We start from the raw sequence: 14,062 nt of genomic DNA, 5'->3' as shown, positions 1-14,062 counted from the left end.
ATGAAAGACGAGACCCTCTGTTGCCCGTCCATTAGTGCAGAGGGCATGCCTGTTTTTATGCAGTATCGCTGAGAACCTGCCTTCTTACGGCAGCTTTGACTGGAGGAATGGATTCTACCGGCACATCGTTAACTAACCGGGAATCCAGAAAACCGAGCAACTTATCGAAACCGCTTGCCTCAATATTAAAGTAACGGACACCGATTTCACAATCGTCGCGCGCGATTCTTCGCGAATAAATAACATGGCAACGCGCACTGACACCTTCAGAACCATTGTTATCGGCTGATGCCGGCAAAATCAGCCGGACATCCAACTCCATAGGCCTTTTGTTATGAATAAAGCATCCGCCCGGAGTAATCAGATTGCGTTGATTTGTACTGCATTTGAATGAGAAACCCTCATTGCTCATATCAAAAGCAACTACTTTAAAGCGAATACCTTCCACATTGGTAATAAAGACTGGCAAATGGATTGAAACGTGGGGGTATATTTTTTTTTCCATAGTAATCTCTAAATCGTAACCTTGCTGGTATAACCACTTTAGACTAAAAAAATAATTTTACCAGCAGAAATATGGGTTTAAAGAATAAATATGAAGCTATAGATTAACAGCAGTGCGCGCCATTGCCGACAATAACCTTCCAAAAAAATCAATTGAGGAAATTAAAAAACACTCCGGGTGTTTTATCCACTAAGCAGACTGAAGATACAGCCTTCAAATAAACTCTGTAGCCAGATATTATTGACCATTACAATTTGCCTCCTTGACTTTGCTGATACACTACGAAAAAATTGCCGGTTGAAATTAAGTTAATGTAAGCATATAACGATAATCTATTAAACTTTCACTAGGGCCTACTGTCGTAAGTACGACGCTGAAAGAGCATACATCCGAGGTTAATCTATGAGTAAACGTTATTTATCCAGTCTCTGCGGAGGCTTGGCGCTCGTTATTCCATTAGGAGTAAACGCCGCAACCGATCTGCCACCTTCAGCAAAAGTTGAAATGGGTCCCCAGGAAGAGATTTGCTCAAATTTTATATCTCCTGAATGGCGTAAAGAACAAACAGTCGACGGCATTAAAATCCAGGCTTCCAATGTCTGTACTCCGGATAATCCTGCTGATATTGCCGCTTTTGTAAAAGGTACCAACAACATTTCCATGGATACACTCATGGAAACTCAATTGGCCGCCGACGCGATAACCAAATCAAACGACGAAGATGGCGATGGCGATCCGGATCACATCATAATTAAATTGGAAATTGTCGAACTGAACGGTCATTCTCCGGACATGACCGACCCCACAACAACCTTTGATATTGCCCCCGGCGTCCAACCTACTTTTTGGGTATTTGCCCCAAAAACCAGAGACATGTCAACGCTGAGTCTATATGAACCGCAAGCAAATCCGTTATTAAGAGTACCGTCTCCAACCATTAGAGTTGAACAGGGCGACACTGTCTGGATAGTTGTTGAAAACACCCATTATCTGCCGCATTCGCTTCATCTTCACGGCATTGACCACCCCTTTATGGATCATGGCGGCGGCGGTAACGACGGCGTCGGTCAAACCAGCGAAATGGATATCATGCCAGGTGAAAGCAAGACCTACGTAATTAAACCCCGCCAACCGGGCACGATGTACTATCACTGCCACGTACAACCTCATGTCCATATTCCCATGGGTTTACAAGGCATCTTTGTCGTTGAAGAAAACCGGCCAAACAACTGGGTTCAAACTTTCAACGTAGGCGCAGGACAAGTCCGCAGTCCTTCCGTGGCAGTACTTGAAAAATATCAACGGGAATATGATTTACATTACGAAACCGCCGACAAGGAATTGCATTCGGATATAGCCAGATCAGCCAATGATCCGCGAATCATATCCAAACGTTTAAACATGGAATATGACATCACGGACGCAACTGATGATTACTTCATGCTGAATGGCCGTTCTTTCCCCTATACTTTGCGAGAGTCTCTCATCGAAATGGGCGTGGGTGAAAAAGTAAAATTAAGAATCATGAATGGCGGAACCGAAACCCTGGCAATGCACATCCATGGCCACAAACCGACAGCGACTCATTATGACGGGGTAGACAATGGCCCGGGCTCTTATATAACCCGAGACGTCCACGGCATCACTCCGGCTCAAAGACTCGATCTTGAACTGGATGGGACGGATGACGGACTGCACAGCTTCGGCGAGGGCATTTGGATGTTCCATGACCATGTGGAAAAGGCGTTTACCACGGATGGCGTAGGTGAAGGCGGAGATATCAGCCTGGTTGTCTACAAAGGCTACCTTGATGAAAAAGGCATACCAAAGGCGCATGGCATGAGTCTGGCGCCTTATTTCACCAAAGAGTTCTGGAAAAGAACATACCCCATGTGGCAAGACTACGATTCATGGAAAAGCCTAGGCTTACCTGATATGAACGCAGATTATAAACCTGGAAAAGTGGCGGTCATGACTGAGGTAGTCGGGCCGGGTGGACAACAAATTGCCTCACAAACTGGAAATGAGCCTTCCTTTATAGGCCGTTTACTATCCGGTTTTGTTCTAGGTATCCTGGCTTATTTGCTGTTTGTCTACAGAGAGTTAATATTCAAATTTGTAGGTGGACTGATAGGTAAAACACAATCGTAATTACATCTTTCAACACAGGTCTGGCATAGGAATGTGCCAGACCTTTCACAATATCTCATTAAGCTGAGCTTATTTCTACTCAGCGAACTCAAACGACTCAGACGATCGGTTTATACCGGCCGTCTTCACCAATAGACGCAATAATTAAAGAATCGGCTCACCTCTGGCCAGCTTAGGAAGATCCCCTTCCAACCCCATTGCATGTCGCATGACTTTGTTTTTTGCCGGTTTGATGCGGCCAGCCAAACCCAAGCCAAAATTCCTGATAATTTTTAACGGCAATATTTTATTGCTGAAAATCTGATAAAAAGCATCCATCACCGTCATCATGCGCAGATTTTCCAGCTTACGTAATTTTTCATAACGTTTCAGTACCCGGATGTCGCCGATAAACTCTCCACTTCGATAAGCATCCAACACCACTTCGCCTAAAGCGGCCGCATCCAGCAACCCGATGTTGACACCTTGCCCGGCCAAAGGGTTGATCATATGCGCTGCGTCACCCACCAAAGCGATACCTTGTTTGACATAATCTTGCGCATGCTGCCTTTTTAACGGGAAGCTGGCCGTGCCGAGAATAGCTTTCAATTCACCCAGACATTCCGGGAAAGCCTCTTTCAACTCGACCATCAATTGTGCATGAGGAAGCGATTTCAATCGCTGAATCTCATCAACCGAGTTGTACCAAACCAATGAAGCAAAAGGACCATTCAACGGAAGAAAGGCCTGAGGACCGGAAGGTAGAAAACGCTGCCAGGTAATGTCTTGCTGCGGATAATGTGTTTCCACATAAATGACCATAGCATGCTGCTTGTAGTCCCAACTGGTAACTCCCAGACCGACTTTTTGACGGATTCTGGATTGACCCCCATCAGCAGCCACGACGAGCTTTGCCGTTAATTCACGGCCATCGTCAAGGACAATGGTTGAACATTCCACCGAAGCTAAAGGATCGTATTCAATGTTTTTTATGGCTGCCGGACAGATGAGCGTCACATTGGAAAAATCCTTTAAACGCTCCAGTAACGCCAACTGGGTAATTCTATTTTCAACGATGAAACCCAGCTCTGAATAACCGATGTCATCGCTGCAAAACTCAGTATCGCCCGCAGTCTCCCAAACCCTCATACGCCGGAATGGGCAATACCGCCTGGAAATTACGCCCTGCCATGCGCCTAAGGTCTCCAGAATGCGTTTTGACGCAATACTGAGCGCGGAAACCCTGAGATCGTGGGGCTGGTCCTGGCCAAATGACTGAGGCTCCATTTGCTCAATTACCGCAACCGAAAGCGAACTACCGCCCAAGGCACAGGCCACTGCAGCACCCACCATCCCGCCACCCACAACAATTACATCAAAATTTAATTTCGTCGTCATTTCGTAAAAGAATCCAATTGAAGGTCAAATGACATTTTACAGCGTAACAGAAAATGAGTAGATGATTTATAACTAACGACTTTCAATCTTCAGGGTTTTTATACCCTTTCAGTAACAGCCATGAAATAATTGAATAAAAGGTCGCAGAGAATATTACTTCTTTCATACTGCCGATCTCCACGCCAAACACACCCTCTCCTTCTGTAAATTAGACGTTTTTTCGATCAGATTAGGAGTGTTATAGCCCCTTCAGGGACTTTTGACAGCACATTGATTAGAAACGGATATTTGTATCTCAGGATGATTACCGGACCATTTCGCCTTGCTGGCAATGAGATTTTCTTCTAATTCCGGAGCAATATTAATTTGGGCAAATATCCGCTTTTTAGGCTTGTATCGGGGCTTGATCAACGCCTCAATTTCTTTAGTTTTCAAGGTTTGTTGATGCGATAACGCTCTGTTTTCACTACTGAAAAAACCCAAAGAAATCTCTCCCCGATTTGCCCCGGAACGATGGATCAACAGATCACTGACCCCTTTAAGTTTAAGTTCATCAAAATTCATCAGAGACTGGTCATAAGTTTCTGCTGCCGGAAAATAAACCAGATAACCATCCGCTTCATCAACATTGCGGGTGACTTGTTTTATCTGTTTAGCGTCAATGCCTGTCAACTTTCTCCAGGTCTGAAAAGAACCCTGGTTGCTGAAAGGCCCGGCTTCGTAGCACATAGTAGCCTGTTGATAGGCTGAAACATCAACCGCGGGGGGGTTCTTGGTTTCTGTGCCATTCACAGAGGAAGATTGAACAGACGGGGATACCGCAATTTCGTGCTGACTGCTTGGCAACTTACTGTCTTTTGGCGAAACTTTAGCTAATTCTTTAGAACCATCAACGGGGGTAACCGATTTCTGTTCAGATTGGACTGGCTGTGAAGGACTGGCTTGACTCACATCCGACTTTACGACCTTTTCTTTATCAGCTGACGTTAACTGGCTTGATGTCTTGTCTGCTGGCTGCTCAACAATTTTACTTTTATCAGGGGCATCAGCATCTTTAGACAGAAAAACAAACGCTTTTTGTTCCTCAATCTGCATCCATTGTTCTGTTAACTTGACGTCAATAGTATCCCTGTGGGGTTTAATCTCACTGACCAGTAATATAGGTTCAAGCCCTGATTTTATTTCTGCCTCCTGCTGAGTTTGCCCGGCATAGTGCTGCGGCTGCTGAAACTGCCACGCAAATAGAACAATATTGGCCAATAAAAAAATAAAGGTTAGGATTTTCATCATACTGTTTTCAAAAAAATTCCCAGTCCTTTAAGAACCAAATCAGGCACCAAATTGCTTTGATAACCAAGATAAGCGGCCAGCTTTGTCGCATCGCCGCCGGTCAACAGGATATGAGGCCTTGTTGTTTGCCTCGAAACAATCTGTTCGATCAATCCAGCCGCCGCTAACAATGTACCGCTATAAATTCCAGGCAAAGTCCCATCAGATAAACCGACGGGGTAATCCTGGTCATCATAAGGCAATGCGGAGGTGCCTGCATACAGAGACATTCGCATCATCGTCAAACCGGGACAGATGACTCCGCCAAGATGTATCCCTTGTTCATTCATTAAATCAATTGTTAATGCCGTGCCGCAATCGGCAATGCAGACTGCTTGTCGTGTCATTTGCCTGGCGGCTAATAAGCCAAGCCATCGGTCAACCCCCAGCTGAGCCGGATTTTTATAGCCATTGCTGACACCCGGACCGTTTGCTGAAGACTCAGCTTCGTAAATGGCAATTGAAGGCCAAAGTTTTTTGGCGATGTGTTTCACCGATTGATTAACCTGCTCTGCACTGACACATGAGACAGCCATTTGCTCAGGCGCATTGCCGATCGATCCCCATTCGGATTCCAGCGATTTTTCGAAATCGGCCTGACCATGAACCAACAATTTAGGCGCAATCACATCGCTATCGTTCATGATGGCCCATTTAATTCGGGTATTGCCTATATCAACCAGAATATCCATTAACTCTTGCAGCTAAAACTGATCTCACCCGATGCAAAGGATTTAATTTTCCCGTCCTCGCCCCGTAATCTAAACAAGCCATTGTCATCTATGCCTTCGGCAATCCCCGTTAACGCCTCATTACCGATAAAAACTGTTACATTTTGATCCTTCAGGCAATCATAACTTCGCCATTCATCAAGGTAAACCTGAATTCCGTTAACACTGAACTGATTTAAAACCGGCAACAGATGATCAAGCAATAATGAGGTGAGATGATTTCTTGAAACAGGAGTTTGACTGACTTTTTCCAGGTCGGTCCATACCTGATCAATTTTTTGAGCCTGCTGTTGAGGAATATAGAGATTCAGCCCGATTCCTGTCACGACACTGATAGGTCCGTTTGATTCGCCGGATACCTCAACCAGAATGCCGCCCAACTTATGACCCTGCCAGTAGATATCGTTAGGCCATTTCAGGCCTATGCCTTCAATATTTGCCGCTTTCAATGCCCGGACTATTGCGATACCGGCAGCCAAGCTCAATCCTGAAATAGCGGAGGGACCTTCCTGAAAACGCCAGAGCACGGAAAGATAGATATTACAACCAAAGGGGGACACCCAGTTGCGCCCCCGCCTGCCCCTGCCTGCACTCTGATACTCGGCGAGACAAACCGAACCTGACGGGCTGTCCAATTTTGCTTGTTCAATGAGATAGGTATTGGTCGAAGCTAGCTGGTCGTGAACGGTTAAGGTCGAGACTAAAGAATTTACCTCACCTGAAAGCTTTGCCAAAATAGCCGTGGCATCCAGCAACTCAAGCGGTCTGGTTAATCGATAGCCTTTACCTTTAACAGAGATCAACTCAAGACCGACCTCACTCAAACTGCTTAATTGCTTCCAAATCGCAGTCCGGCTGACGCCTAATTCAACTGACAAACTGGAACCCGAATGAAATTCACCATCGGCAAGAAGCTGTAATATCTTTTTTTGCATTTCAGACAAAAACATTATGATCTACTTTCAAATCCGGTGAAGAAGCTCAAACTTTTGGCACTTCCTTACTTTCTCTGATCTGTTGCATTTGCCGTTTGACGATGTGCTTGATCAGGAGTTCTCTATCCTGATCTTTCATGTTGATATAGTCGACCCCGGCCACATAAGGGAATCCCGAAGAAGAATCAGTTTTCGGCTTGCAGTAAACAACTTTGGCGTAAGTTACAATAACCGCCATACAGGAAACCAGCAGCATTTTAATTTCAAGATAATCATCAACATTTAACTTTTCACTGCAGTCAAAAGCCAACCCTGATGCGCTCAGGTTAACATTGATGGTATCTTTTTCCTTAAAATCAGACCCCTGCAGCATCAACGCCTGGGCAATCAATTCGATTTTACTGTCGATGATTTTCAGATAGTCAGCCACTTCAGGAGAATTTCTTTCCAACCGGGACATCATGAATCTGGATTCTTGAGACATCATTTCCAAAGCCGCAGCCAAAGAGCAGTTTCCTAGCACGTTATCGCTGATATGACTGGTTCGATTGACCATTTTTTCATCAATCGGTTTGTAATAAAGATTCACTTCATCGTCAATGCGGAAAAAACGTCTTCTCTCTTCTTCATGAGTCATGGTCAGTATCCTAGGTTTATAAATTGCATGGCTTAATCTCTTTTGATTATTCCGCTGGAGGGAATTGCTCCCTAGATAAAGAAGGATCATCCTGCATGACGACAATTTCAACCCTTCTGTTCTTGGCTCGATCTTCCTGCGTTTTGTTTGGCACCAATGGCTTGGTATCGGCATAACCTTCAATCACAAAACGCGTAGGATCGGTTCCTGACTGTTCAAAAAGAAAATGTGAAACAGTCACAGCCCGGGAAGCCGATAGCTCCCAGTTGGAACGATAAGTTTGCGTGGAAATGGGAATATCATCTGAGTGTCCGGCCACATGGACTTTTCCGGGCGAGTCATTAACGGCTGCAGAAATCTTTTTCATAACCGGTTCAAATCCCGCTTTTAACACCGCCGTCCCTGAAGGAAAAGACCCTCTCTCTTCGATACGGATAATAATATTGAGATTGACCGCATCAACTGAAACCAAACCTTGTTTTATTTCATCTTTCAATGATTCTTTGATTTTTTTAGCTTGCTCTTGCACTTCTTCCAATTTTTTTTGCAGTAGTTTTTGTTCTATTTCTTCTATGTTGTTTTCATCAATATCTTCAGCCAGCGTGGTTGAGCGCTGCTGCGTTGTTTGCTTAACCTCTTCCAGTGGAGTCGGTTCGGTCGGAGCTGGAGAAAAATGCTGCGCAATGATGCTGGTTCCCATCGGGACATCGTAAGCAGGCACATCTTTTTGCACCCCGAAAGCATCTTGCATTTCATCGGACATTTTTTTAAATTTTTTTGCATCCATTGTTGCCATCGACAACAGCAGAATAAAAAAACACATTAATAGCGACATCAAATCGGCAAAAGTAGCTAGCCATACAGGCGCACCTACCGGAGGACATTTAGGACATTCATCAGCCATATATCACCTGTTAATCTTGGGCTTTACGCTTTTTATCAGAAATATAGGAATTCAATAATACTTCCAAAACCTTGGGATTCATACCTTCCTGTATCCCTGAGATCGTTTCCATAATCAACTCCCTGTTGGTTTTTTCATAAAGTAATACTTTTGACAATTTATCGACCATGGGCAATGCAAAACAGTTTGCCACCATCGCGCCGTAAAGCGTTGTCAGCAAAGCCACTGCCATAGCAGGACCAATAGCCGAAGGATCCGACATATTCGCAAGCATTTGCACCAATCCCACCAAAGTCCCGATCATGCCCATTGCAGGTGCTAAATCGCCCACACCCTTCCACATGTCCTGGCCGACTTCATTTCTTGATACCATTTGACTGATTTCCTGCTCCAGCATTCGCCTAACAAAAGCGGGGTCGTGTCCATCGACGCAGAGACCGATTCCTTTCTTTAGAAATTCATTGGTAATAGTTTCACCTTCCAAAGCCAATAAACCATTTTTTCGGGCAATGTCGGATAAACGAACGCCTTCTTCAATCAATAAATTAGGGTCGTCTCTTTTATTTAAAAACGCTTTGGCGACTACTCCAAAAGATCGAAAAAAATCCGTTAAAGGAATTCGCATCAAAGATACGCCAAATGTTCCCCCGAATACTATTAGAATGGAAGGAACATCGACAAACATCATGACATCCCCACCCACCAGAATTGCTGATACTATGATCGCGATCCCGATGATAAAACCTAATAAGGACGCTATATCCATTCTTAACCCCTCATAATTGATGGACAGTAAACTTGATAAAAAGGAATTTTAAAGGAAGAAAGCACTAAACTTACCTGATGAATATCCAGGAAAGGCTTTACACCAAAACTCCGAATAGCTTGAGTGAAGCAAAATTTTTCGGCACCACATAATAATTTATTACTGCCGTCGAAATGCTCTTCACTTCTAAGTGGGCCCGGAGTCGCTGCTAAACCTGCAAAAACGTAAATAAGTATAGTTCAAATATGGAGGGCTTAATTTCTTTAGACGGTTCGACATCCAAACCTGAACCAGACCATGGATAGTTGAAAACGGATTTATCAGGTATCGCACAACCTGAGACATTGATGATGTAGCCAGCATTGTCTTTACAAAATTAATTCAAATCCTCTGTGTCATAACCGAGGATTAACGGATTGATATCACTATTGTCACTTGCCTTCTCCACCCCAGAAGATGACTCATTCCCCCCCAAGCAGACTAATTTTCGGAATAATAAACGGTACCGTCAATTACAGTGACCGGAATCGGCTCCAAATGCTGTCTGACACAAGGCCCAAAAATACATTCGCCATCATCGGGTTTGAATAATGCACCATGCACTGAGCACATCAAATGAGTCAAATCCACATTGAAGAATTCATCCGGCTTCCAGTTCAATTCAACCCCCCAGTGTGGGCATGAGTTCTTATAGGCTCTAAAACCCTGCTCAGTAACAACCAAAAAGCCTGCCACGACTTCATCTTTAACATTTAATGTAAAAGATAACGACTGTCGTTTCTGTAAATCTGCCAATTCACAAATGGCATAATCAGGCTTAACTTTCATAGTTGAAGGTACCGGAAAAGCAGTTCAACTGCAGCCTACCGGTGATTTTCTCTGTTGGATTTTGACTTAAAAACAGTAACTTATGATCATAAAAACAAAAGGAATGTGATGCACCGGGTAGGTTGGGTTAAATCGGAGAGCCTAACCCAACAATCGAAGCATTCAGCTTTCGAAAGACTATTCGTTGGGTTACGGCTATCGCCCAATTCAAACTACGTGGAATAATTACAAAAAATATTCCTACAATTGATTATTTTACCGGTGCCAGCTCAAAAATAATCAGTTCGGCAGGACCATTTCCGACATTTTCCACCGACATGAGGCTGCCGGTTTCCCAAAAGGTATCACCTGCCGAATAAACGCCAACATGGTCACCCTCAATAACTTTTAATTTACCTTTGACTACATAGCGTGGACCCGGACCTTCATGCACATGCTCAGGCGTTTTAAATGCCGGAGGAAAAGTCACCTTGATGGTTTTGGCATTAACCTGATTAGACGGCAATTCAACTTTATGCGCTGAAAGTACTTTTCTTTGAAATTGGGGTTTTTCCTTTGCATCGACCGGGTTTAACACCACTATAACTAAAGCCGCAGAGAGGCCAATCAAGCGGGTTACAAGGTTAAAGCTACGTTGTTTATTCATGAATAAATCTCCAGGTTAAAGCTGATTTATGCTAAGCCATCGCATCGCCAAACAATGAGACACACGACTGGCTGGATTTGTTTCTATCAAAATCTGTCAGATCAGAATAACTGAAATTACGTTCAATTTTAACTTTTTTACTTTGAATCCATTCATTGAACACCGATAACTCATAGATATAACTCTATTTCTGGAATGCCTCCGGCAGTTTGATGTTTCATTTGAAACACTATTGTTTCAAATGAAACATCACTAAATCAATTGGATGGGCTTTAGCAGCCTAAGTTCTCATTTCCATGACTACCCTTAAAAAAATAGAAGGCGTAACATTGACTCTTGCAAAAATTAAGTTAAAAAATACGATCTTAAAAAAATTATCGTGAAATAAATCACCGTGCAAAATTCGTGATGTTTCAGTGAAACACCACGGACTCGATTGATTTTACATATCACATGATCATAATAATAATTTGCCATTGAATTTCATCTACTTACGTATACTTAAACTTATGGCATTACTATTGCTTTATTATTCTAAGAGCAGTTTAGAGCTTTGAAATTAGAAGAATAACTACAGGAGACACATCATGCTTTTTAAACAATTATTCGACCCCGAAACCTGGACTTACACTTACTTAATCGCTGATACCGACGCCAAGGAAGCCGTGATCATTGATCCGGTCAACACACGCATTGATGAATACCTCGCATTACTGGAAGAACATGGCTTAAAGTTGAAATATACGCTAGAAACGCATGTGCATGCCGACCACATCACTGCAAGCGGCTTGCTCCGTCAAAAGCTCGGAGCTGAAACCGCTGTCAGCCAACTATGCGGCGCAGAAACAGCCGATATTCAAATCCAGGATGGCGATATTTTTGAATTCGGAAAAAATGAAAAAATCAAAGTCATTGCGACCCCTGGACACACCAAAGGCAGTATTTCATTTTTATGGCGTGACCGCGTGTTCACCGGCGATTCCTTATTCATAGGCGGATGCGGGCGCACCGATTTTCAAGGAGGAGACGCAGGCGCTTTGTATGACTGCATCACTCAACGCTTATATACCTTACCCGACGACACGCTGGTGTATCCTGGTCATGATTACCAAGGACGCTGGGTCAGCAACATCATGCAGGAACGCACTACCAACCCTCGATTGGCCGGAAAATCGCGCGAGGAATTCATTGAGATAATGAACAATCTCAACTTACCCAAACCACGGCTTATTGATGAAGCGGTTCCCGCTAATCGGTACTGCGGATTGGAAGAAAATGAAAGGCAAGACGCCATTTCGCAAAGAGAAGCTACACGTCCGCTCAGAAATGAATCATCGACTCAGGAAATGGTGGATTCCGCCAAACAGCAGATTACTGAAATCAATGTTGAAAAATCCAAACAGTTGATTGCCGAAGGTAATGTCGTCATTATAGACACGCGCGAAGAAAGTGAATATGCCGCCGGCCATCTGGATAATGCTTTACCGATACCGCGTGGACTACTGGAATTTAAAATTGGTAGCCAGCCTGATCTTGCTGATAAGTCAAAACCAGTTTTGGTCTATTGTCGCAGCGGAAACCGTTCGGCACTTGCCGCACTAACGCTACAAAACCTGGGATATAAAAACGTATTATCAATGGCCGGAGGTTATGAAGCCTGGCAAAAAAGCGCCTAGGACTCTAATCTCTGTCGACGGCGATAAAAGCCGGATATACCGACAGCCCCCAACGGGCCAAAGGCAATCCGGCTTACAAAACTATAAGGCTTACAGAGATAAAGCCAAGTCATAACTCACCACAAAAGTTTGGAGGAATTCATGTCAACTCAACACCACACTGTCTTGATCGTAGGCGGAGGCGCTGCCGGCGTTTCTGTCGCAAACAACATGCGAAGGCAAAACAGTTCAATCGATATCGCTTTGATTGAGCCTTCCGAAATTCATTATTATCAACCGGGATTTACCATAATCGGCGGCGGCGCTTATACCATGGCCAAAACCTCGCGCAAAGAGGCCGATCTGATTCACCCTAGCGTTACCTGGATTAAAGATTATGCCGAGACATTTCAACCGGATGCCAATACAGTCACTTTACGTTCCGGCACTTCCCTCAGTTATGACTATCTGGTTGTCTGTCCCGGACTTCAGTTGGATTGGCAAAAAATAGAAGGACTCAAGGAAACACTGAATCACAATGGCGTGTGCAGTAACTATTCGGCTGAAACAGTAGAATATACTTGGGAGTGCATCCGAAATCTGCAATCCGGCACGGCTTTGTTTACCCAACCTGCCATGCCCATCAAATGTGCCGGAGCCCCCCAAAAAATCATGTATCTGGCTTCCGATCGTTTTCGCAAAAAAGGCATCCTCGATAAAATATCTGTTGAGTTCTTCAATGCAGGACCGGCGATGTTCGGCATTCCATTTTTTGCAAAAGCTTTGGATAAAGTCGTTGCAGACTACGGTATTAAAACGAATTTTCAGCATAATCTGGTCGCTATTGACGGACCTGCGAAAACCGCTTTCTTTGAAAAATCCGATGCAGACGGCAATAAGACGCGTGTATCCAAACAATTCGACATGATCCATGTCACCCCCCCCCAAAGTGCTCCTGATTTTATTAAAAACAGCCCTCTGGCTAATCCTGCAGGATGGGTGGATCTGCATGAAAAAACCCTGCAACACAATCGATACAGCAATATCTTCGGTCTAGGCGACGCGGGATCGACACCTAACGCAAAAACTGCGGCTGCCATTCGCAAACAAGTTCCCGTTGTCGTTGACAACATACTGAATTTGATCAGCGGTAAAGCCTTATCCGATAAATATGACGGTTACGGCTCTTGCCCTTTAACAACCTCGCTTAGCACTGTCATGCTCGCTGAATTTTCTTATGGCGGTAAAGTGACGCCTTCTTTTCCCATTCTAGACCCAAGACAAAACCGCTTTATCTGGTGGTGGGGTAAAACGACCGGTTTCCCATGGATGTACTGGCACTTGATGCTCAAAGGTTATCGCATTGACATTCCTCACAAAGACACTTATGTGAAACAATTTTTAGACGATAATTAATACTATTTCGGACGAAATCATGCTTGTTTTAACTCAATATAAATAAGAGGTTCATCCCGTCTAGCCCGATCAACTCTGATTGAAAAGACTTAGATACGGCTCATTTTCCGTCTTTTTACCCAAAGATAGTTTACTAATGCAGGTGGAAATTCATTTACTCAGTGGGGATAAGTTTCCACCTG

The 14,062-nt window shown here is 44.0% G+C and carries 13 protein-coding genes; 3 read left to right on the top strand and 10 right to left on the bottom strand.

Annotated features, from left to right (window positions below):
- Window positions 1–55: 55 nt before the first annotated feature.
- Window positions 56–505, bottom strand: coding sequence for a PilZ domain-containing protein (locus tag GO003_RS13525; RefSeq protein WP_159656118.1), 450 nt, complete (start codon window positions 503–505; stop codon window positions 56–58).
- Between the two features lie 402 nt (window positions 506–907).
- Here GO003_RS13525 and GO003_RS13520 point away from each other — a divergent pair, with 402 nt between their 5' ends.
- Window positions 908–2,656 carry a multicopper oxidase domain-containing protein gene (locus tag GO003_RS13520; protein ID WP_159656116.1) on the top strand — a complete coding sequence of 583 codons (1,749 nt, stop codon included), beginning with the start codon at window positions 908–910 and terminating at the stop codon, window positions 2,654–2,656.
- Between the two features lie 144 nt (window positions 2,657–2,800).
- On the opposite strand, the gene GO003_RS13515 is transcribed toward GO003_RS13520, so the two are convergent.
- From GO003_RS13515 to GO003_RS13475, 9 genes are all read right to left on the bottom strand, one after another.
- On the bottom strand, window positions 2,801–4,033 hold the full coding sequence (locus GO003_RS13515; protein WP_159656114.1) for a UbiH/UbiF/VisC/COQ6 family ubiquinone biosynthesis hydroxylase: 1,233 nt from the start codon (window positions 4,031–4,033) through the stop codon (window positions 2,801–2,803).
- Between the two features lie 249 nt (window positions 4,034–4,282).
- Window positions 4,283–5,323 carry a hypothetical protein gene (locus tag GO003_RS13510; protein ID WP_159656112.1) on the bottom strand — a complete coding sequence of 347 codons (1,041 nt, stop codon included), beginning with the start codon at window positions 5,321–5,323 and terminating at the stop codon, window positions 4,283–4,285.
- Window positions 5,320–6,054: a type III pantothenate kinase gene (locus GO003_RS13505; protein WP_159656110.1), complete on the bottom strand. Its 735-nt coding sequence runs from the start codon at window positions 6,052–6,054 to the stop codon at window positions 5,320–5,322. The genes GO003_RS13510 and GO003_RS13505 overlap by 4 nt, the downstream gene beginning before the upstream one ends.
- Window positions 6,054–7,043, bottom strand: coding sequence for a bifunctional biotin--[acetyl-CoA-carboxylase] ligase/biotin operon repressor BirA (birA, locus tag GO003_RS13500; RefSeq protein ID WP_159656108.1), 990 nt, complete (start codon window positions 7,041–7,043; stop codon window positions 6,054–6,056). Before birA ends, GO003_RS13505 begins: the two co-directional genes overlap by 1 nt.
- Window positions 7,044–7,074: 31 nt before the next feature.
- Window positions 7,075–7,665 carry a PilZ domain-containing protein gene (locus GO003_RS13495; RefSeq protein ID WP_159656106.1) on the bottom strand — a complete coding sequence of 197 codons (591 nt, stop codon included), beginning with the start codon at window positions 7,663–7,665 and terminating at the stop codon, window positions 7,075–7,077.
- A gap of 46 nt (window positions 7,666–7,711) precedes the next feature.
- Window positions 7,712–8,569 carry a MotB family protein gene (locus GO003_RS13490; RefSeq protein WP_159656104.1) on the bottom strand — a complete coding sequence of 286 codons (858 nt, stop codon included), beginning with the start codon at window positions 8,567–8,569 and terminating at the stop codon, window positions 7,712–7,714.
- Window positions 8,570–8,579: 10 nt separating this feature from the next.
- Entirely contained in the window at window positions 8,580–9,335 is a 756-nt protein-coding gene (locus tag GO003_RS13485) for a MotA/TolQ/ExbB proton channel family protein (protein ID WP_159656102.1), read from the bottom strand.
- Between the two features lie 480 nt (window positions 9,336–9,815).
- A complete protein-coding gene (locus tag GO003_RS13480) occupies window positions 9,816–10,163 on the bottom strand; it encodes a Rieske (2Fe-2S) protein (protein WP_159656100.1) in 348 nt (115 codons plus the stop codon).
- A gap of 250 nt (window positions 10,164–10,413) precedes the next feature.
- Window positions 10,414–10,809, bottom strand: a complete 396-nt coding sequence (locus tag GO003_RS13475; protein WP_159656098.1) for a cupin domain-containing protein — start codon at window positions 10,807–10,809, stop codon at window positions 10,414–10,416.
- A gap of 587 nt (window positions 10,810–11,396) precedes the next feature.
- Between GO003_RS13475 and GO003_RS13470 the strand changes: the two genes are divergently transcribed.
- On the top strand, window positions 11,397–12,485 hold the full coding sequence (locus tag GO003_RS13470; protein ID WP_159656096.1) for an MBL fold metallo-hydrolase: 1,089 nt from the start codon (window positions 11,397–11,399) through the stop codon (window positions 12,483–12,485).
- A 141-nt stretch (window positions 12,486–12,626) separates the two neighbouring features.
- Window positions 12,627–13,880, top strand: a complete 1,254-nt coding sequence (locus GO003_RS13465; RefSeq protein WP_231088987.1) for an NAD(P)/FAD-dependent oxidoreductase — start codon at window positions 12,627–12,629, stop codon at window positions 13,878–13,880.
- Window positions 13,881–14,062: the final 182 nt, after the last annotated feature.

Source organism: Methylicorpusculum oleiharenae (genome assembly GCF_009828925.2).
In the GTDB taxonomy this organism is placed as follows: Bacteria; Pseudomonadota; Gammaproteobacteria; order Methylococcales; family Methylomonadaceae; genus Methylicorpusculum; species Methylicorpusculum oleiharenae.
Note: the sequence above shows the minus strand (reverse complement) of the source record. Positions and strands in the feature narration are given on the sequence as shown.

What these genes read in the sequence shown, in the direction of transcription:
- GO003_RS13525 (WP_159656118.1), bottom strand. Translation starts at nt 505, where the DNA reads ATGGAAAAAAAAATATACCCCCACGTTTCAATCCATTTGCCAGTCTTT.
- GO003_RS13520 (WP_159656116.1), top strand. Translation starts at nt 908, where the DNA reads ATGAGTAAACGTTATTTATCCAGTCTCTGCGGAGGCTTGGCGCTCGTT.
- GO003_RS13515 (WP_159656114.1), bottom strand. Translation starts at nt 4,033, where the DNA reads ATGACGACGAAATTAAATTTTGATGTAATTGTTGTGGGTGGCGGGATG.
- GO003_RS13510 (WP_159656112.1), bottom strand. Translation starts at nt 5,323, where the DNA reads ATGATGAAAATCCTAACCTTTATTTTTTTATTGGCCAATATTGTTCTA.
- GO003_RS13505 (WP_159656110.1), bottom strand. Translation starts at nt 6,054, where the DNA reads ATGGATATTCTGGTTGATATAGGCAATACCCGAATTAAATGGGCCATC.
- birA (WP_159656108.1), bottom strand. Translation starts at nt 7,043, where the DNA reads ATGTTTTTGTCTGAAATGCAAAAAAAGATATTACAGCTTCTTGCCGAT.
- GO003_RS13495 (WP_159656106.1), bottom strand. Translation starts at nt 7,665, where the DNA reads ATGACTCATGAAGAAGAGAGAAGACGTTTTTTCCGCATTGACGATGAA.
- GO003_RS13490 (WP_159656104.1), bottom strand. Translation starts at nt 8,569, where the DNA reads ATGGCTGATGAATGTCCTAAATGTCCTCCGGTAGGTGCGCCTGTATGG.
- GO003_RS13485 (WP_159656102.1), bottom strand. Translation starts at nt 9,335, where the DNA reads ATGGATATAGCGTCCTTATTAGGTTTTATCATCGGGATCGCGATCATA.
- GO003_RS13480 (WP_159656100.1), bottom strand. Translation starts at nt 10,163, where the DNA reads ATGAAAGTTAAGCCTGATTATGCCATTTGTGAATTGGCAGATTTACAG.
- GO003_RS13475 (WP_159656098.1), bottom strand. Translation starts at nt 10,809, where the DNA reads ATGAATAAACAACGTAGCTTTAACCTTGTAACCCGCTTGATTGGCCTC.
- GO003_RS13470 (WP_159656096.1), top strand. Translation starts at nt 11,397, where the DNA reads ATGCTTTTTAAACAATTATTCGACCCCGAAACCTGGACTTACACTTAC.
- GO003_RS13465 (WP_231088987.1), top strand. Translation starts at nt 12,627, where the DNA reads ATGTCAACTCAACACCACACTGTCTTGATCGTAGGCGGAGGCGCTGCC.